Here is an 18,603-nt window from a genome sequence, read left to right on the forward strand (position 1 = left end):
AGTCGGTGCTAATCACCCCGTAACTGCTTCAATCTGCGAATTGCACCGCCTCCTAAAAAAGTCATAAATAGTCCCTTCCAGGACAGCCAATAATTAGCTTCTTTCAAGCTCAGCAAATAATGTTGCCGGGCCGCCTTCATTTCTTCCGCCATCTGGTGACAGTATCCGAGCGCAAAAAACTGCATCGCCAGTTTCTTACGGACATTCCTGCGCGTTGACGATGGAAGCGGACGATCCAATTGTTTCTGCATAACTTGTATGGAATGGGGGACCAATTTTGCATCGCCGAGCCCCGTTATCCCATCCGGCCTGACCCGATAACGATGACCGATCATATCGATAAATCCGATGTCATAGGCATAGGCAATTCTCAGCCACAGATCATAATCCTCGGGACCTCTCAACCGTAGGTCAAATGGACCGACATCAGCTAAGACCGCCTTCGGTGCCACGACTCCGGACGTGCCGATATAATTCTCGACAATCAGGGCATCATAGGCCGCCGCAGCTTGAATGACGTATTGTGACTCTCCGACGAGCCGCTTGGGCGCGCTCTTGAAGTATTCGTAGGTGTCCAAAAACGCGCCGGCATGCTGGCCAGTGCTTTCGTCAAACTTTACAAAATTGGCAAAGACGAGGCCGAGATGAGGTTCACGATCCAGAAGATCCACGGCACGCTGAATCTTGCCTGGGAGCATAATGTCGTCCGAATCAAGAAATGCGACATACTTGCCTCGAGCCTGCTGAACCCCCGTATTCCTGGGACCAGAAGGACCACCGCTGTTCTGTTGATACACGTACCGCACGCGATCGGACTTGACGCTTGCTACCACCTCTTTTGTGTGATCGGTCGATCCATCGTCGACAACGAGAACTTCGAGCTTCGGATAATCCTGCTGGATGACCGACTCCAAAGTCTCCGCGATGTAGTTCCCGCAGTTGTACGCGGGAATTACCACAGAGACCAGAGCAGGTTCGCACGATTTCAAGTATGGCGCCGAATCTTGCGGCTTGTGGGCTGATATTGTGACTGTTGACGGTTCCATGGTTCCCTTGGCTTCACCTTATTGACATACGAGGATCTTCGGAAATCTTCTCGGTCGTGTTTTTAACAGCTTCGCCAATCGTTGCTACCTAAGCTCTGCCAGCATTTCGTAAGGCTCGTATGGTCTCAATCACACGGCATGGCAGAAATGAACAGCACCAGTAGAGCCATACCTTTGGGACAAACGGCTTCGATTGCATCGCAATATAGAAATGCCGACGGGCATCCTGAAGCTGGTTACGCCCAAAATAGTTCCAGCCTGCCTCCCAGGCGCGTTCACCTAAAATGTCCGTCAAAAGTCCCGCATGCTGGGGAGGTACCCATCGCATTCGTTGGTGTTTCTTACGGACCGCCATATGCGCTTCAAGCCAGCGTAGCGTCCGCACATCGTCTCCGCCTGATAGTCCCTCGGCGTGAACACGATACTTCGTGAGCACGCGATCTATAAAGATCATTGGATACTGTCTCGCAATTCGCAACCATAGATCGTAATCTTCTCCAACTTTGAAATTCTCATCAAATCCTCCCTGTAAATCCAGCACTGACCGCCGAACCACCACGGCGGAGGTATTCATGCAGTCTCGCACTAGGAGTTGAGGGTATAGTGGGCCATAGTAACATCCGGCGAGATCTGGCCCATGGGATTGGCACCAGTCTTTGAGCATATGTTGATTCATCGATGGCTGAATGACCGTGGTGTCTCTGAACATCATCGTGTCCGTGAATACGAGCGAAGCCTCGGGATATTTCTCGAGCGCTTGAAGTTGAAGGCGGAGTTTTCCAGGCAGCCACTCATCATCCGCATCTTGAAAGGCAATAAATTCACCGCGCGCCTGCTGAATGCCAAGATTTCTCGCCGCTGAGACTCCACGAGGCTCTTGTGAATATCGCCGAACTCGTGCGTCCGCCATGGCGGGAACATCCCCGCGTGACGTTTTTGTCGAACTGTCAATCACGATGACTTCTATAGGAGGGCCGTCCTGATCGAGCACGCTCCTGAGCGCCTGATCAAGATAGTCGACACAATTGTGAACAGGCACGATGACACTGACCAACGGTCTCGGCATCGTCGCATCGCCTCCAACACTACTCATTTCAGCTTTTCAGAACTCCAAGCCGGACCTTGGTGGATCCCCCGTTTCATACGCTTACCGATAGCAATGAATGAATTGGGAAGAAGGCTGAACCCGATATACAGCCACGTCAGGATATCGAAGGGGCGATATCGGAGGCCCATGCTGAAGAGAGTTCTGGCCAATGGTCGGTCGCCGCGGTCCAGACACGCAATCCCCAACTCCCAGCAATCCTTCCCCTGCAATCGTTCTACACGAGAACGCAAGTCTTGAGGAACCAAGTCCGCTCGAAGATGTTTCTCTCGAACTCGCGCCCGATCAAGTGCCCAGGTCATGTCTCTGGTATCTTGCGCCCCCGATAGTCCAGAGGAGTGCACTCGATACTCCGCGAGAACCTTGTCGATATACAGAAAAGAGTGTTTCGTAGATACCCGAAGCCACAAGTCCAGGTCCTCGCAGGTCTTGAAGGTCTCATCAAATCCACCGAATTCCTCAAGCACGTCTTTCGCGGCCAACACGGCACAGGTGCCGATGCAGTTACCCAACATCAGCTCCCAGTACAACTGACCATAGGCAAGGTCACCTTCAGTTACTCTGTGTTCTTCAAGCCAGATCTTAAAATGCGGCCAGCAGGCAGAAGGCAGGATTACTCCGGAGTGGTCGAACATGGCGTAGTCAGAAAATACCAGTGCAGCATCGGGAAAATGTCGCAGCGCGAGAATCTGAGCCTCGATCCTTCCGGGGAGCCAGCGGTCATCTGCATCCTGAAATGCGACAAGAGACCCACGGGCCTGCCTTAGGCCGAAGTTCCTAGCCGCTGAAACGCCTTTCGGTTCTTGATAGAAATAGCGGACTTTCTCACCGTACCGCTCAAGTGCTTGCTTGGTATCATCAGTTGAACTATCGACAATGATAATTTCGAGGTTTGCATACGTCTGTTTCAGAACCGTATCGACCGCCTCCCGAATATAATCTTGGGAGTTATATGTGGGAATGATTACGCTGACCAATGGCTCGAACATTCAGATTCCTCTGCAACATCGTGCCAGAGTCTCAGGGAGGCCAGCGGTCATGCCCTTTCCCCTAATTCAGGTCAAAAACGGACAGACAAGGGATTCAACTCTCTGATCAGAGAGAAACAGGATGAGCAATAAAGTAGTAGTTTAGGCCCTTATTAAACTGTTCGCAAAATCCATCCCGCGATAGCGGCTGTCGACCAACCAGCCAGCCATCCAGAAGCGAAATACCAAGACCGCATTCATCACAAAGAAGATCGTATATCTGCTCGGGCCTCGTCCCGTAGCAATCCGCTGCACCAATTCCGTGCTCGAACACAATAATCGGCTTGCACCTGTTGATCGTACGGGCGCCTCCTCGGAGCACCTGAAACTCAGCACCTTCAACATCTATTTTAATGAAATCGACGCAATCATGCTCGCCGATTATCGAATCCAGGCGGTCGGTGGGTACGGTAATCGTGCAATCCGTTTCGTTGGGGCGATCGTATCTTCGCTTGAGCAAACCGCTGTACGCAGGATTCGAAACGACATAGTTAAATGACACGACATCTGCACGATCACTCAAGGCAAGATTAAACACTCTTACGGGAGGAAACGTAAATGAATCCGAAAGTCTCTTATACAGCTCCGGCAAGGGTTCGAACGCAAAAAATGTTCCCTTCGGAGCCATCTCCATCATCCACCGAAGAAACGAGCCTGCATGGCATCCAACATCCACGCAAACGGATCGCTCCTTCAGGCACTTCTTCATTACCTCATAGGACAGAACGTCGTAGAATTGATTCTTGTCGATCATGCCGAGCAATAGGCGAACTTTCGGAGCGAACGCAGGCCCGGCAATCCGTTTCAGTAATTGTCTTGTACGGAGAATCACGGCTAATTGTGCCCCTCATGATCGGACTATATAGAAGTGTCCAGATTACCACCATGGGGTCACATCTTTCCATCGAGCGGCAGGCTTTATGAATAGCCGGACAAGCGGCAGGACCGCTTTCACGACCGGGTGATTTATGATCATGTTGTAATTCGCCTCGTAATAGGAGAACTGGGTCGCCATCTCGTCCAGCCGTTTCCGAACATACTTTTCTCCTCCCGCCCTGATCACCACCACCGCCGTATCGATAACCATATGATGCCTAAACGCGGTTGTCTTCGCGGTTCCATGTGAGAGGGAAGTAGATAAGAGAGCTTCAACGGCTTGGAACTGTACGCCGCATTTAGCCATCCGTAGCCAATAATCCACATCAAATGCAATATGTGTGTGTTCGTCAAGCGGGCCGACAAGTTCCCATGCCGATCGCCGGAAAAAGCAAGATGGCTGCAGAAAATCCCCGCCATCCAACCACTGACAAAACCGCTCGAATGTGAGTTCCCCTGCTTTTCTAAAATATATCTCCCGCCCGGTGGTATCTACGATTCTCCCGTGACCCACAAAGGCGCCAATCTTGGGGTATCGGCGGACATGGTCGGCGATCAGGTGCAGAGAGCCCGGCTCCACGCAATCATCAGAGTTAAGCCATGTCATCACCTCTCCAGTCGAGTGGTGAAATCCCTTGTTGATAGCATGACTTTGCCCTCGGTCTTTCTCGCTTATCCAGTAAGCCAGATGTTTCTGATATTTCTCAATGACTTGGACGCTATTATCGGTACTTCCACCGTCCATCACGATATATTCGAGATTGGGATAGTTTTGATCGAGGATGGACGTGATGGTCTGCTCGATAAATCGACCATGATTATAGCAGGGAGTTACGACGGTAATTTTAGGGTACGATTCCATCATCCATCCATCTGTTCAGATTGCTTTCAGTCCATCACTTCAAGCTGAAGAAGGGCATCCTCCTCGAACAATGCGGCTCCCATTTGTTTGATTCCCGCGAGGAGACGGACCGATAACTCCGAGCCCAACTCCATGTGCTCAAGCCGATAGCCAAACTTTTTATGGTAATCAGAAATTGTTTCTCGCGCAGCCGGAAGTCTGAATGGATGCTGGGTTCGACCGGTGCGGCCGAAATCGTCCTTGACTCCATTGAGCTTGAAATCATACGCCACTCGACTTCCCGGAAGCAGTTCCTTGGCAAGTAGAGACAAGAATCTGTCGAATGTATCGGTATTGACATAGGGACTCACACCTTCCATAAACACAAACCCTTTGCCCGTCCGATTCCGACTCAGCCATGATTCCAATTCTGGCCATGCCGCATCATTCAAGTTCACGGACATGTAAGCCACATGATCGAAGACTCCCTGCCTCCGAGACATCTCCTCTTTTTGCGCAATGGCCACAGGTTGATCACACTCTAATACCTTGATTCCTTTTTTCTCCAATGCATCGTTGAACCGGTACGGACGCGTATCGGTTCCGCACCCCACATTGATGATGAATCGCACATTATCTTCAATCGCATTGAGGAACAGCCTGTCGTAGTATTCTGTCCTTGCAACGAGATAATAGTAAAAAGGATCGGATCTCAGGTCGGCAAGTTTTCGAGAACTCAACAACGCGCATTGCCATCGCCTGAAGGTGGGGATGAATCTCCGAACCCATGTATCCGGATTCTTGAATTCTCTGGCCTCACGAACGGACTGAATATAACGCAATTCTGCGACAACCATTGAATTACTAAAGCCGGTTCCCGCCATATTAACTCTCCCTTGTCCCTCAATCGATATTACGAAACACTAGGCACACGTGCCTCAGATATCTACTTATTCCCTGCTCGATCTTCGATAGAAACCAGATGCAGAACTGCATCCCCCGGATAAGGAACAGTAAATAGATTGCCGCCCACCCTGGCTACAAGATTCCCGCTCATTCTCTCACCTGTTTCGGGATTAAACCAGTTCATGTGGAATTCTCTCGCAGGAAGGTCCACGGTAATGGTCCGGCTCGATTGAGTGGTTGACGACGCTTCGGACGGAGGTGGCACGTAGATGAGGTATTCGCGATTTTGCTGCGCTAAACAGTAGGTCGTCGAGGAAACTTCCGGTCTGGGTTCCATCAGAGCAAGGTTGATCTGGCCTGCGAATATCAACGTATCTCCCATGGCTCGTCGAGCGGACTCGTCGGCTTTTGGCTGGTCCTGCCTTCCATAGGGATCCATATAGATGGGATTGAGGCCGCGCATGAAACTCTTCCATACCCATACCCGATCTCCCCCAACTCCCCATAGATGATCGGTATCAGTAATAATCACTTTCGCATGACTGGCGACAGGAGGATCTTCACGATAGGACATCGTCAGTGGATCGCCTGGCGCCTCTCTGGTTCCCGGTGATATCCAGTCCGCAGGACTGTCCCATAATGAGTAATTGTGTGGCGCAGCGCCGCCCTGCATCCCCTGAAAAGTCATGCCAACGGGGTGCTGCTTTGGTTTCACGGCTTCATAGGCCTTCACATATCGGACAATGTGATACTGCCATTCTGTAGAGGCTTCGACTATTTCGTTTCCAACTTCGTAGAGCACATTATCCAGATCATTGACCGTATCAATGACTTTGCTGACATAAGCCTCTTGCCTCTTTAAGCGAGTCACTTGGCGTGGATCCGATCCGAGCGTGTGTACTTCGTCCCCCTGATCATTGCCGTTGATGTCGCCATCCACACCGTTCACATTGTTGTCGCGATGAAATGGATGACCGAGCCAAGGATTTCCTGGAAGTCCCAAATCCTCAAACGGCATGACTCCCCATCCATTGAATAACATGATTGACACGTAGATCCCTCGCGCCCCTGCCGCGACGACACGATCGCGGAGACGGTCGAAATATGCTGGGTTGAACTGATCCAAATCGAATTTCGGTTTCCCGTCTCGAGCCATCCCTGGTCCAATCCTGTTGTAAGGCATTGGAGAAAGATAGTAGTCGCTGTGAAGGTCAGCAGAAGGAAACCACCGTGCCTGTTCTTTGACCCAAAGTCGTATGAAGTTATGATTATGTCGCTCCATGAAACTCAGATACTCGGAGTAGTCGAAGAGAGGGGGAGGATCTGATTTTCCGCCATCCTGAAAACTGAACCAATGATGAGATCCGGTCAAATAAACCGGATGCCCTGCTGGATCAATGAAATAGCGTGGGTTGGACTTCAGCAGGCGAAGAGGACCCATTATTGTGGGGTTGCCGTGATCAGCGGGGACAGACGTGCACCCCGCCGCCCCAACCCAAGACACAGCCGCGCACAACACAGAGGGGATTAGACGAGAGGTTATCTTCATCAATGACTCGTGCTCGGCGCCGACGATGCTGGGGGCCGCTGGAACAGTTTTGGAAAGAGGGTACGTAAATGATCGCTGATCAATAAACCAGCCAACCGGTGTCCCTCGACACTCCAATGGCCCATATCTATGTGAAACACATCTTCTCCGCGCTCATATGCTGCGCGGACTTCTCCGGCAATGTCTGGGAAAAATACAATGTCCGATTGATCGGAAATCATTTTGAACGCAGTGTCATATGGTTCGGCTTTCCAGCAAGAGAACGCCACGATTGGAACATCGCCGACGCGCAATCTCGTCTTACGCACCAGCTCTCCAGTTACGCGCATGGCATGTTGAAATCCTTTGTGGGAAAGCCCCTCCTTGGCAATATCATCCTCTACGGTCTTTCCGGGATGCATAGCCAACAATCTATCCCAGCGGGAGAAAGTCCAGTGAAAGAACCGCGAATATCGCTGCGCCCACATGCGCAAGGACCCAGTCCACGTTTTGGGGAGCAGATATTCGATGCGCCCGTCGACCCAATAAGGCCTTCTCCATCCGTTGTTGTTCATTGAACTGGCCATTTCCAACGCCGGGTCATTGTTGATGAAGTCATTGAGACAGAATTGCCACAAGATCAGTGAGGGATGGATCATGTCCACATAGCGATCAAGAATCATATATTCCTGAAGCGTCCCAAACCCGCCGGCACCATAAGCAAAAATCTCAGCGTTAAGTTCGCGCTTGATAATCGCAAAATACGTATCGCCATCGGACACTTGGCTCGCTTGAGTAAATGAATCACCGATGACCAAAATGGTGGGCTTGCCCGATCGGAGATCACCAAACATCCTAAATCCATAATCATGCTGTGAACGCGTGACGGGATATCGCTTTCCATGCGACGTAGTCTCTGTAACTTCGTCATAGTACCCCGCCCTTGCACGCCAACCGAGCGTATCGTCCAAAACAAGCGACCAGGCAGGATTCCAATCCTCTTGTTCCAAGGATGCTCGAATCGGAATTCCATAGTCCCACCGCTGATACAGCCGAAAGACCACTTCCGCCGCAGCCAGGACAAACACGACAGAGAGAATGGGCAGCATCACGATGACAACTGTCTTCAGACTCGGGCTCAGTCTACGCAGAACTTTGCCTATCACTGGAGTTCTCGCGGACGCTCATCAAACGCTTGCTGCCGATGTGGTTGAACGCGGGCCTCCGGATTACGCAGAAGGTTGTTATCAAACCTGTAGGACGGCACCGGCGGCCAGACAAAACCGCTCGCGATTCTATATTCGCGGCAGACGGCCTGACCAATGGTCATGTTCGTCGGATGTACGGAGGTAATGGACTCGACCTCGCGACTCACACGTTAAGGATCAGGCGCTTCGCCCTGTGGTCGCTTCAATTTGGAATGGTTATCGATGCTGGAGATAGGTTGCACCTAGACACGCACTGCGATACCCCTGATTTATTTCAAAAGATAAGGCTCCCAAAACGCCCGGTCATATCGCGGCCAAGCATGGCATCCGAAGGGAAGTTGGTAGTTGTTCATTTGATAACAGAGTCTGGGCGCTACTTCGAATGCAAACCGAAGACCTACCTTGAAGGGAGCGACGTTAAACGGCGGATAGTATCGAGTCGCTTCATCGGCCCAGAAATAGTCCTCATTACCTTTTCCATCCGTCCGAAATGGCCACTGCGCAAGCTCGTGCTTTACATTGTTAAAATACACGAGACGTTTGAGAAACTTACGGGGAAGATTTAACAATTGAGTAGGAAGTGGATGAGCCCGACAAAACCCCTCCCAGTATTCATCCGGATCCACCCAGTGCCGATCCGAGTCAAATACTCTCAAAAAACTCTTGATCTTCCGCAACGATAATCCTCCGTTTCCGACTCGCGACACTTCCACCCAAGGGGTCGCATCACACTTGATCCATGGGGGACCGATATAGTCAAATCCCTCTTCACACCACTTTAGCAACTGATCGGAAAACACAAGCGCGTCAAGATGATGGATGAGGATGTATTCATAGTCCGAAAACGAGTCGTAGAACATTGCGGAGAGCATCAATTTCGTATGCGCAACGATGCTTCCGAAATACCGATCGTCAAACCGTCGGATGCGTGACTCAGGAAAGTCGATGTCCAGGCTCTTAGGAGTCACAAAATATCGATCATACTTTCCGAGGAAGTGCACAAGTTGCTTGTAAGAAATTTCTTCGTCTACCGTGAATGTCGATCGATTCGACAGAGGAATGACCACAGCTACTTTCCTCTTCTCTTGATCTCCAAAAGGCTGGCCGAAATGCATTGGATGCCTACCGCAAGGAAAGAATGAGCGTCATCGTCATACGCCGGGGCGAAAAGGAAGCGGAAGCGGTGAAGTGTGAAACTTGAGGCTTCCGTGGAACACTCCAACCTGCCAACCGAAGTACCACATCCATCTATTCCAAGCCAGCTTGGTACGGACTTTCGGAAGCAACTCAAGTAACCGGATCCAGTTCTTCACATATTCTTTCCAGGCAACCACGCCCTTTCTTGTATCCACACTGTGGCGTTTCGAGAGCAAGACATTATAGAGAGCCCATTCGCGTATCTGGTGAAATCTGGCTGTTGAACCAGGTCGACATCGGACGTGAATAACCGCTTCCGATACCCAGAATAACTGATAACCCGCCAACTGCACTCTAAAGCAATAGTCAGTATCTTGTAGAGCCGGAAAAGCCTCGTCAAATCCACCGATTTGATTATGAATCGCACGTTTGATACCCAAGGTCCCACCCCCGGCATGCTGAAGATAAGGCGGATACCAAGCTTTCTGAAGCCCATGGTGTTGCTCGTGATAGGCATGCTGCGTGGCCAGCGACGGTTCATTCAACTTGGTGAAATCCACACGACATGCGACACAATCCATGCTCTCTAGGGCAGTTCCTATTGCCTTCAACCATCCCGCTCCCACCATATCATCAGCATCACAAAAGGCTATGGCATCGCCTTTTGCGGCGGCGACGCCGGTATTGCGAGCGTAGGATTTACCTCGTCGTTCATAGGCTTTGACGACTCGAAGACCCGGCACTTTTCCCAGGTATTGTTCGACAACTTCAACCGACTTGTCATCCGAGCGATTGTCAACGACGATGACCTCCCATGGCTCTGCCCAAGTCTCTCCAGCCAAGGCCTTGAGCAAATCGCCGATGGTCGATGCCGCGTTGTAACAGGGAATGATGACGCTCAGTTTCATGACATCCTCAATTAGGGAAGAGCACATCCAAGACTCGTGGCATCGGCGGGATCATCGTCCCTACTTTGTTTGGATGGAAATACAACCGTGGCAATTCCGGAGACATACAGTATTATGTTGGGCGTTGTTTCCATAGGGATTGCACAACCGTGTTTGAACGACTTGCAGACTGTCGTTGAACATTCAACCGCTTGCCGACAATTTCCGCGACCACCTCATGGCCTCGCTCATTCCAATGATCATCATCTCGAAAATACAATAGCTCATTTTCCGCATAAGAACGTAGTGCTTCCGACAAATTCACCACCCGAAAAGAGACCGCTCCCGCCTCTTCCGACACGGCCTCCAAAAAATGAGCTCGATCAGAGGCTTGCGGGAAATCATCGAAGTAACTTCCGTAGAGTCTTGCATCACTCGGTGCTAGTAACATGACGACCTCAAATCCATGTTTCTTAGATAAGGCAGCCATGTCTTGAATCGTCCGATGTAGTGCTGACCGGTTCGGATGGCTAGCCACATATTCTCGAGTCGACTTCGCACGTTCAATCTGAAGCGGCGAAAACAGCTTGTATCCGAATCGGGGAGAACGGTAGAGGGGTGTGGCCAATTGTATCCCGTCGACCCAATACGCTCCTCCGCTTCGACCAGCACCCGACATCAAAAACGTTGCGCGCCCGGACCGAAAAATATCGACGACTGATTGATGCTTGATCACACGTGGAATCTTCCAGAGTCCAGAGAGAAGCGTGTTATCCAAGACTTGAGTCATGGTGGACTCAGAAGTCGGACGAACGGTATCGTACGAGTCCTCCAAGTCGTTCCCTTCGAAAATTAGCCATAACAGGAGGCCATGATCCAGACGGAGCTTTCCCTGGTCCAGTAAATGCTCCAACAATAAGTACTCCTGCCTTGGTGAGGAATCATGAATGCCAAGATTGTAAATAGTTTCTCCTAATGATCGTTCAAGATGTCCCACCCATGTTGCTTCCTCATTGACTCCCCACCCGAACGTAAATGAATCACCCAAGGCTACAATTCTCGCATTTCTCGCATTATCAAACGCCTTTCCTCCTCGAAACCCATCCTCATTGATCGCAATTTTGACGTATTTTCTGGAAAGCACCGATTCCATCAGCGTCTTAGACTTAAGCATGCTCGGTGTGTACATATCACCGAAGTGGAACCCTTCTACAACGCGACTGGGCTTATGAAGCCGATAGTTCTCATGATCTGGATAAAATAAATCAGGATACAATTCGCCAACCCAGGAGTTACGATCGGATACCCGCGAGATTTCTCGGTCCCATCTTAATGGTTGTTGAGAACTAAGGTAGCCGCTGTAGGCCGTATCGAGGGCAAGCATTGCTCCGAGAATCGCGATCGCTCCACCACCAATCGCATAGGCCTCACGAGAGGAAAGAACCTGAGACTTCAACGTCCATTGACCAAGCGCCAAAATTAAACATACCCCCACAGCTGCTATCACTACGACGTCGCGGAGTCCAACGGATACGCCAACGATCGTTTCGTCTAGGATACTGACGAAAAGCCCATAAGACCAAAGGAGTCCGACTGCGCATCCGATGGTCAAGAGCGGAAACACTTGCTTCTTGGGCACAAAATCCCCTCTGAAACGAAATTTCCAGGGAACAATTTAACTATGGTCAGTAGACGAACTTCTTGAACCAAAATGTCCGGTATGGGCTCCCACGACGTAGCAGTTCTGGCACGGTGACAAAGTGATACCTACCACTGAGCCGCTTGAGCGCCTCATCCAAGGCTTTCAGCATAAACTTACGATCGGCATGGGATTGTCGTTCGTGTTTTCGTTCACTAGCCGGCTTAGATTGATCGAACAGTGCATCGTGTAACAATACGACGCTTCCTGGCTGAAGCCATTCAACTAAACGATTAGCCATTAAAGACGCGTCTAGTTCATACCAATCTCCGACATCAAAGCTCCAACCGACCACCTCATATCCCAGCCTAAACGCATCAAGACGCGCGGCCAAACTCTGCTCCCCGTAAGGCGGTCTGACTAGTGGTGATCCATAGGGCGCTAGGGCCTCCTGACACGCAAGCATTTGGCGACGACGCTCAGAGCCAGTAAGACGACGAAATGAAGAGTGATCCCAGGAATGGCCGCCAATGGCATGGCCGGCCTCCCCCACTCTTCTTACCAAGTCAGGATATTGCTTGGCGGCCTGTCCGACCATGAAAAAAGTAGCCTGCGCCCGATGACGATCCAGAACATCCAAGACTTGGGGCGTAAATTCAGGATGTGGTCCGTCATCGAAGGTCAGTGCGGCTACTCGATCCTTCGTAACAACACTAGTGAGGCTACCGAGTATTTTTTTTATTTCAGCTTTTACTTGCGTGATCACAGGACGCATATCTCACCGGTCGACCGATACTTGGCCTTCGCCCTTCTCAGCGAAGATGCCGCAATATTCTCGTTGTCAGGGGACGCACAATTGTCGCCACTGACTCCGGACACCAGAGTCGGGCAAGTGACAACCAAACATACTCTACGCCCGGAGAGGTGGGATTATTGGTCACCAGCCCCCACAAGAAGCGTGACGCCCATATCTTTTGTCCTCGATCTCCCTCTTCTCGAGTACGCTCAGAAGCTATTCGCAGTTTATTTCTAATCTGCTGTTTCAGAAACGGCTTCACCTCTTCCGAACAAACCAAGAGGTGCCGCTTGCGCGCCGCAAGGCCGGATTGCACAAATCGAAAGAATTGCATTTGCAACGGGCCGGAGATACTGGAGGTGTGACACCGATAACGTACTAGCGGCTTCTTGACAAGCACCGCTTTGAATTTTTCAGTGAGTCGAACATAGAAGTCATAGTCATCGGAGCGACACAGCGAAAACGGACCAACTACGCTTATCGCACTCGCTGGAATCATGACTTGCGAAGGAGTATCAATCATACAACCCCGCAATGTTCGGCGATAGATATCGGCTTCTAGAGCCTCCCCCTCTTCCATGGCTCCGCATAGGGAATCACCTTGGTCGTGAAACAGCGACGTGCCGAGAATTCTCCCATTCTCATGATTAAATGAAACCCCGTCGACCGCGATAAGCCCCGCATGAGGAAAGCGCCGTGCGGTCTCGACTTGCACGGCAATCTTCTCGGGCTCCCACAGATCGTCACCATCCAAGAATGCCAGGTACTCCCCCCTAGCGATGCGAATCCCCGTATTCCTTGCTGGACCTCCCTCGGCGTTATTCGCCAACCCTTGGTTGGTCTCATGTCGGATATAGGTGATTTGGTCTAGAAAGGGCTTGACGCGATCCGATGTGTCATCCGTCGATGCGTCGTCTACTACGATGATCTCGATATTTCGATAGGTTTGTGCCAAGACAGCGCGAATCGTATCCTGGATACACCATCCCAGATTGTAGGCGGAGACAATAACACTGACCAACGGTTCCATTACTGTTAATTCCTGGGTTACCTCTCGCCATCCATGTTCTACTGCTTTCCAAGCTGTGAACTGGCAGAAGTTCCATCCGACTCATTTTGACTTAGTGATATCTCCTAATCCGTACCCATGTCATGTCCGCCATGGCTTCTTCCACGGCTGCCACTCCCTCTTGGGCTGCGAGTCCTTCATAGAAGGAGGCGTCAACCTCGCCATCAAGCTTCCCGCGAAGACAGGCATCTACGAAGCTCCGCATCATTGCGCCCAAACAGTGCGGAGACTCATCGTCCGTTTTGTCTGGAAGGCATAACTCGTCCCACGTAGGTTTGCTTGGGGTGGATACTTTTAGCACATCCACCCCCCCCCTGCTCAATGAGGCCCGCAAAGCTCCTTCGTCTCCAATCACTTCAACAAAACTTCTTTCTGCCAGCGGGGGGGTCACTCGACTTCCAAACCACTGCCCTCGCACTCCGCTTTCGTGGACAAACCAAGCCGAGGCGAAATCATCCGTTTCGACCTCCTCTTGTATAAGAGGCCCGACATTCCTACGATGACGCGGGATCATCTTCGAGAACCCCGTAACGGACTCAATCGGACCGAGCACAAAGGACACAAGGTCGAACAGGTGAGGTCCAACATCGTAGAGAACACCCCCCCCCGCCAGATCTAGTTTGTCACGAAAGCCCGCACTGAACGACGGGTGTAAGCCGTCCCAGCAGTCATAGTGCGCGCGCACATAGTGCGGCACTCCAATGTCTCCCTGATATATTCTCCGCCGAAGCTCGCGAATCCCGTGGAGGTACCGATATGTAAATGCAACCTGATGGACCTTTCCGCTCGCTTCGGCAACTCGGACCATTTCGCAGGCATCTGATAGATTTGTGGCCAACGGCTTTTCACAGAACACATGCTTTCCGGAAGCCAATGCGAGACAAGCTTGCTCGGCATGAAAGCTATTCGGCGTCACGATGGTCACGGCATCGATGTCGGAACGACTGAGCAATTCTCGATAGTCCGTTGAAATGATAGGAATACTGAACCGGTCGGCTAGGTATTGAGCACGGTCTTTTCGCCTGCCACAAATCGCACGGACTTCTGCTTGTGGATGGGATTGGAGACCAGGCACATGACAAGTTTCGGCGAATGCCCCAGTCCCTAAAACTGCAACCCGTAATCTGCTCCCAGTATGTTGATGCGACATGAGAGTCTAACCACTCGGCTTAAGCACCAGGTTCGGAGGGATTGAACACCAGTTCCCCTTCTATCCCGCTGCCGTCATCATACAATGCGATCAGGCTGTCGGGAATATGCGAGAAATCAGTCCCTCGCAAGTAGTCTCTCATGGTCGTTCCCGTACATTCTTCGTCGACGGATGGAGCACCTTGCTTTTTCCTGACATCGTCTTCGTGCACGATCCTAAAATCTATACTAAATCTCGTCTTTCCGGATGTATTTGGAACGCTCGAATGCATTTGCGCACCGGAAAACATGATTATCCCGCCCGCGGGCACAATGAGACGGATCTGAGGATCCAGATCCAACGCTTCAGTTGATTTGGGCAATGGCCGTGGGTCTTCTTTTAGGAATCTTGCGACATGGGCTCCGCGATTCTGCTGGTTCCAGAGGTAGTAGTTATATCCCTTGGAACTGTTCTTAACCGGTCGGTTCCAATATCGAGGATGAAATGCCATGGCGTTGTCTGCTTGAATGCCATAAATCGGAATCCACCAGTTGATCTGGCAAGACGGCGCGGAATACCACGTGTCGCGGTGAGGATGCCACGCATAGGCAATGCCGGTGGTCAGATAGTTGTCGCTGGTTGAACTGCGCATCTTCGGAACATCAAAATAGGTTTTCTCCAGGTCACATCCCATCTCTCTGAACAAATTATGAATGAGTCGTTTTGACTCGGGATGATGAATAAAACCCGGCTTCAACTTAATCAATACCTCGGCGTATTGCTCAACGGACATTTCATACTGGGCCAGTTCGGGATTTAGCGGAGCAAATGCCTCCTCAATCAGTTTCCTGGCAAAATTGACAAATGCCAAGGAGCTTGGACGAGGAGAATAGACAAACAGCTGGCCTTCGAAGAGAAGCTCTCGGCGCCGGTCATCTGAAAACATCGGATCATAATAGACGGTGTTATTCATGATCGCCTCTTGCCCCCTTTTCAGCCCTAATAGCGGCTATGAACTCCGCGGACTGCCCAACAGTTTGCGTGCGCCGTGCCATTTTGACCAGATTCTGCTTGCGAGAGATGCGTTAACGGGTCGAGGAAGTACGAGTGTCTTCCCTATCTCCAAATCATATTTCTCTGGATTGAACAGTCCCATGCCACCCTCCGGATACCATGTCATTTCTCCGAAAACGACTCGTTCTCGCATCGAATAGAAGTCGACTCTGACGAATGGGAATCCCTCCGATAACGCTCTTGCCAGACCCACCATGGTTTCAAGGTGGTAAGGTTTGGCTATCTGGATAGCACTTGTCGGATACGAATATTGAAATGGAAGCAATTTCCATTCGAGATCGAACAGATCACGACGGTGGTCGGTAAATCGGTCAGTGTCCACCTGAACGAATCGTGGCTCCCCCTTGAAACAGAACAGCTTATAATCAGACGGGATATGTCCTTGGTCATCTGTCAAGAATTTCTCGCAGATAACTCTTGGTTTAATATTCTTATAGGCCCATTCTCTTCCAATCCAGTACTCGTTCTCCTGCATCCACTTCTTAAGTTGAGATCTCGCCTCTGCAATGTTCAAGAGTGCCTTATCTTTACAGAGAATATTTTGCCCGGATCCCGACGTTACCTTAAGCACAAACGAATCAGGAAGTTCCTCAAAATTTACGTCATCCGGATCTTCCCAGACGCCATACAGATCATTAAGCGGCCACTCGCCAACCCGTGCCGCTACATGCTGACGAACTCCATACTTATCCGCGAGTTGAGTCATTTCTGGAATTCTATAATGCAACATTAGCCAGTGGATTTTTTCATTGAACGTCGCAGGCGTTTCAAAGTTTGGGTCCCTCCCAAACTTTTCCCTAAACTGCGAGGCCTGTATGTAGCGATCGGGGAAAAGGTCGGAAAGTCGTTGCTTGAATTCACTGCGACATTCAGCGAGCAGTTGCCGCTTCCTGAACAGTGCCATTCGCCACGAAGACGGAAAGATAGCACGTACCAGTAACCTCAGCTGCCCATCCTCGCTCATCGTCTCTTGTTCCTGATTCTTGATAAAAACTATCTGCCATAAATGAGACTATTGTGCTGGACTGAGCAAGGCATGCTCCATCAGCTTTTCTGCGGCCGCAGCTAAGACCTCAAACCTTATATCGGCCCGCTCGGCGATCTCCAACAGGGAATGGCTGCCGTCTGAAAGGTTAAGGACCCACAGCAGCGCCATTTCCATTGATTTCTCACCGGCCTGGCCTCCGATGCCACGATATAGGCCACGCTTCCCCAACTGAGGTTCGCAATGAGGATTTCTATTTAGATACACTCTGTTTCTTTCGAGAGTCTCCACGGCTGTCCGACACTGCTCCAATGATTCTTCGAGTGATTCTGCCTTCACAAATTCCACACTATCTCCAGATGTATGATACTCAGGATATTGACTATGCGGAGTACGGCTAAAGCAGCCAACAGGCAAATTGAATCCAGGCGAGCAATACTGGCGCTCATCATAGCCATAGGGAATGAACTCAACAATGTTATGCGGACTACCCGAATGACGGAGAAGATTAGCCATTATTCGATCAATTTCCGAATCGCCTCGACGACTCCTCTTATACGTAAAGGGTCCTGGGTCTCCCACCCCTGTTAAGACCAATCCGTGCTTAATGTGCGAAGTCTGCCCTCTGTTTTGACTCAACCAGGTAATCGACCCGATTGTTCCCGGAACAAAAAGAAACCGATAGGAATATCTTCGTGGTTTAGATAACACCCATTCCGCCAGGAACGTCGTCACCACAATTCCAGACAAATTATCGTTGCACAAAGAAGGGTGGCAAACATGGGTAGAGAACAGCACCTCATCTCTAACTTGTCCTGGCACAAAAAACTCTCCGTATGAAAGGGACCCTTTTGATAGAGATGCATCGATGCGTACATCGTATTCAGCGTCCTTGAGGTTCTGCAATTCATTATGACTGAGGCAAAATCCCCAGCTGTCTTTATAGTATGAGGTGCGGTAAGGAATCCAAGTGGGATGCTCGGGGAGAGAATGTAGATGGTTCTTGAGCTCATCCAAACTAATTCGGCGGTTGATCGGATGACTATAATTGACCACGTGCAGATTCGACTTCTGAAAATCTATGATGCGATGTCCATTGAGATCCTTAATGTAGGCATCATGAATATTCCACTCCAATGGGACAGTCCAATCAAATACCTGCGTTCCGCTAGGCACTTCCTGAATGGTAAGAGGAATGCGCTTCTGAAGGGCTCGCAGTGTCGCACGAACCCCGTCACCAGTGATGCTTCGGCATATTGGGAATAGGTCCAAGAGCACATCATGCATTGCTCTTCCCACTCCAATATGTTCCCCGCTATCGCGGATATGGCGCATCGTCACCGTCTGCC

The 18,603-nt window shown here is 50.6% G+C and carries 17 protein-coding genes; all 17 read right to left on the bottom strand.

What is annotated here, in order from left to right; genetic code table 11:
* Nucleotides 1–8 precede the first annotated feature (8 nt).
* On the bottom strand, nt 9–914 hold the full coding sequence (locus NSJP_RS18455) for a glycosyltransferase family 2 protein (RefSeq protein ID WP_231989435.1): 906 nt from the start codon (nt 912–914) through the stop codon (nt 9–11).
* A gap of 220 nt (nt 915–1,134) precedes the next feature.
* The gene (locus tag NSJP_RS18460) at nt 1,135–2,112 is read right to left on the bottom strand and encodes a glycosyltransferase (RefSeq protein WP_172834469.1); all 978 of its coding nucleotides are present in this window, start codon (nt 2,110–2,112) and stop codon (nt 1,135–1,137) included.
* 23 nt (nt 2,113–2,135) lie between these two features.
* Complete coding sequence (locus NSJP_RS18465; RefSeq protein ID WP_080888336.1) at nt 2,136–3,140, bottom strand: glycosyltransferase; 1,005 nt, start codon at nt 3,138–3,140, stop codon at nt 2,136–2,138.
* A 106-nt stretch (nt 3,141–3,246) separates the two neighbouring features.
* The gene (locus NSJP_RS18470; protein WP_080888337.1) at nt 3,247–4,011 is read right to left on the bottom strand and encodes an FkbM family methyltransferase; all 765 of its coding nucleotides are present in this window, start codon (nt 4,009–4,011) and stop codon (nt 3,247–3,249) included.
* A gap of 45 nt (nt 4,012–4,056) precedes the next feature.
* A complete protein-coding gene (locus tag NSJP_RS18475) occupies nt 4,057–4,920 on the bottom strand; it encodes a glycosyltransferase family 2 protein (protein WP_197685447.1) in 864 nt (287 codons plus the stop codon).
* Nucleotides 4,921–4,943: 23 nt separating this feature from the next.
* Complete coding sequence (locus tag NSJP_RS18480; RefSeq protein WP_080888339.1) at nt 4,944–5,780, bottom strand: class I SAM-dependent methyltransferase; 837 nt, start codon at nt 5,778–5,780, stop codon at nt 4,944–4,946.
* 62 nt (nt 5,781–5,842) lie between these two features.
* Nucleotides 5,843–7,351 (bottom strand): DUF6298 domain-containing protein, encoded by a 1,509-nt coding sequence (locus NSJP_RS18485; protein WP_231989436.1) that lies wholly within the window; start codon nt 7,349–7,351, stop codon nt 5,843–5,845.
* The gene (locus NSJP_RS18490) at nt 7,351–8,442 is read right to left on the bottom strand and encodes an SGNH/GDSL hydrolase family protein (RefSeq protein ID WP_155970483.1); all 1,092 of its coding nucleotides are present in this window, start codon (nt 8,440–8,442) and stop codon (nt 7,351–7,353) included. Before NSJP_RS18490 ends, NSJP_RS18485 begins: the two co-directional genes overlap by 1 nt.
* Before the next feature lie 365 nt (nt 8,443–8,807).
* A complete protein-coding gene (locus tag NSJP_RS18495; RefSeq protein ID WP_080888342.1) occupies nt 8,808–9,653 on the bottom strand; it encodes a DUF5672 family protein in 846 nt (281 codons plus the stop codon).
* A gap of 36 nt (nt 9,654–9,689) precedes the next feature.
* Nucleotides 9,690–10,583, bottom strand: coding sequence for a glycosyltransferase family 2 protein (locus NSJP_RS18500; protein WP_080888343.1), 894 nt, complete (start codon nt 10,581–10,583; stop codon nt 9,690–9,692).
* A gap of 112 nt (nt 10,584–10,695) precedes the next feature.
* Entirely contained in the window at nt 10,696–12,201 is a 1,506-nt protein-coding gene (locus NSJP_RS18505; RefSeq protein WP_080888344.1) for an alginate O-acetyltransferase AlgX-related protein, read from the bottom strand.
* Between the two features lie 46 nt (nt 12,202–12,247).
* Entirely contained in the window at nt 12,248–12,967 is a 720-nt protein-coding gene (locus NSJP_RS18510) for a polysaccharide deacetylase family protein (RefSeq protein ID WP_172834470.1), read from the bottom strand.
* 46 nt (nt 12,968–13,013) lie between these two features.
* Nucleotides 13,014–14,027: a glycosyltransferase family 2 protein gene (locus NSJP_RS18515; protein WP_080888346.1), complete on the bottom strand. Its 1,014-nt coding sequence runs from the start codon at nt 14,025–14,027 to the stop codon at nt 13,014–13,016.
* A gap of 91 nt (nt 14,028–14,118) precedes the next feature.
* Nucleotides 14,119–15,216: a Gfo/Idh/MocA family protein gene (locus tag NSJP_RS20240; RefSeq protein WP_080888347.1), complete on the bottom strand. Its 1,098-nt coding sequence runs from the start codon at nt 15,214–15,216 to the stop codon at nt 14,119–14,121.
* A gap of 19 nt (nt 15,217–15,235) precedes the next feature.
* On the bottom strand, nt 15,236–16,168 hold the full coding sequence (locus NSJP_RS18525) for a phytanoyl-CoA dioxygenase family protein (RefSeq protein WP_080888348.1): 933 nt from the start codon (nt 16,166–16,168) through the stop codon (nt 15,236–15,238).
* A 36-nt stretch (nt 16,169–16,204) separates the two neighbouring features.
* Complete coding sequence (locus NSJP_RS18530; protein ID WP_080888349.1) at nt 16,205–17,233, bottom strand: ATP-grasp fold amidoligase family protein; 1,029 nt, start codon at nt 17,231–17,233, stop codon at nt 16,205–16,207.
* A gap of 48 nt (nt 17,234–17,281) precedes the next feature.
* A complete protein-coding gene (locus NSJP_RS18535) occupies nt 17,282–18,589 on the bottom strand; it encodes a DUF4910 domain-containing protein (RefSeq protein ID WP_080888350.1) in 1,308 nt (435 codons plus the stop codon).
* Nucleotides 18,590–18,603: the final 14 nt, after the last annotated feature.

Origin of the sequence: Nitrospira japonica, from assembly GCF_900169565.1 — a bacterium.
Classification (GTDB): Bacteria; Nitrospirota; Nitrospiria; order Nitrospirales; family Nitrospiraceae; genus Nitrospira_C; species Nitrospira_C japonica_A.

Coding starts and splice junctions, on each gene's coding strand:
- NSJP_RS18460 (WP_172834469.1), bottom strand. CDS start 2,112: ATGCCGAGACCGTTGGTCAGTGTCATCGTGCCTGTTCACAATTGTGTC.
- NSJP_RS18465 (WP_080888336.1), bottom strand. CDS start 3,140: ATGTTCGAGCCATTGGTCAGCGTAATCATTCCCACATATAACTCCCAA.
- NSJP_RS18475 (WP_197685447.1), bottom strand. CDS start 4,920: ATGATGGAATCGTACCCTAAAATTACCGTCGTAACTCCCTGCTATAAT.
- NSJP_RS18480 (WP_080888339.1), bottom strand. CDS start 5,780: ATGGCGGGAACCGGCTTTAGTAATTCAATGGTTGTCGCAGAATTGCGT.
- NSJP_RS18485 (WP_231989436.1), bottom strand. CDS start 7,351: ATGAAGATAACCTCTCGTCTAATCCCCTCTGTGTTGTGCGCGGCTGTG.
- NSJP_RS18495 (WP_080888342.1), bottom strand. CDS start 9,653: ATGCATTTCGGCCAGCCTTTTGGAGATCAAGAGAAGAGGAAAGTAGCT.
- NSJP_RS18500 (WP_080888343.1), bottom strand. CDS start 10,583: ATGAAACTGAGCGTCATCATTCCCTGTTACAACGCGGCATCGACCATC.
- NSJP_RS18515 (WP_080888346.1), bottom strand. CDS start 14,027: ATGGAACCGTTGGTCAGTGTTATTGTCTCCGCCTACAATCTGGGATGG.
- NSJP_RS20240 (WP_080888347.1), bottom strand. CDS start 15,216: ATGTCGCATCAACATACTGGGAGCAGATTACGGGTTGCAGTTTTAGGG.
- NSJP_RS18525 (WP_080888348.1), bottom strand. CDS start 16,168: ATGAATAACACCGTCTATTATGATCCGATGTTTTCAGATGACCGGCGC.
- NSJP_RS18530 (WP_080888349.1), bottom strand. CDS start 17,233: ATGAGCGAGGATGGGCAGCTGAGGTTACTGGTACGTGCTATCTTTCCG.
- NSJP_RS18535 (WP_080888350.1), bottom strand. CDS start 18,589: ATGCGCCATATCCGCGATAGCGGGGAACATATTGGAGTGGGAAGAGCA.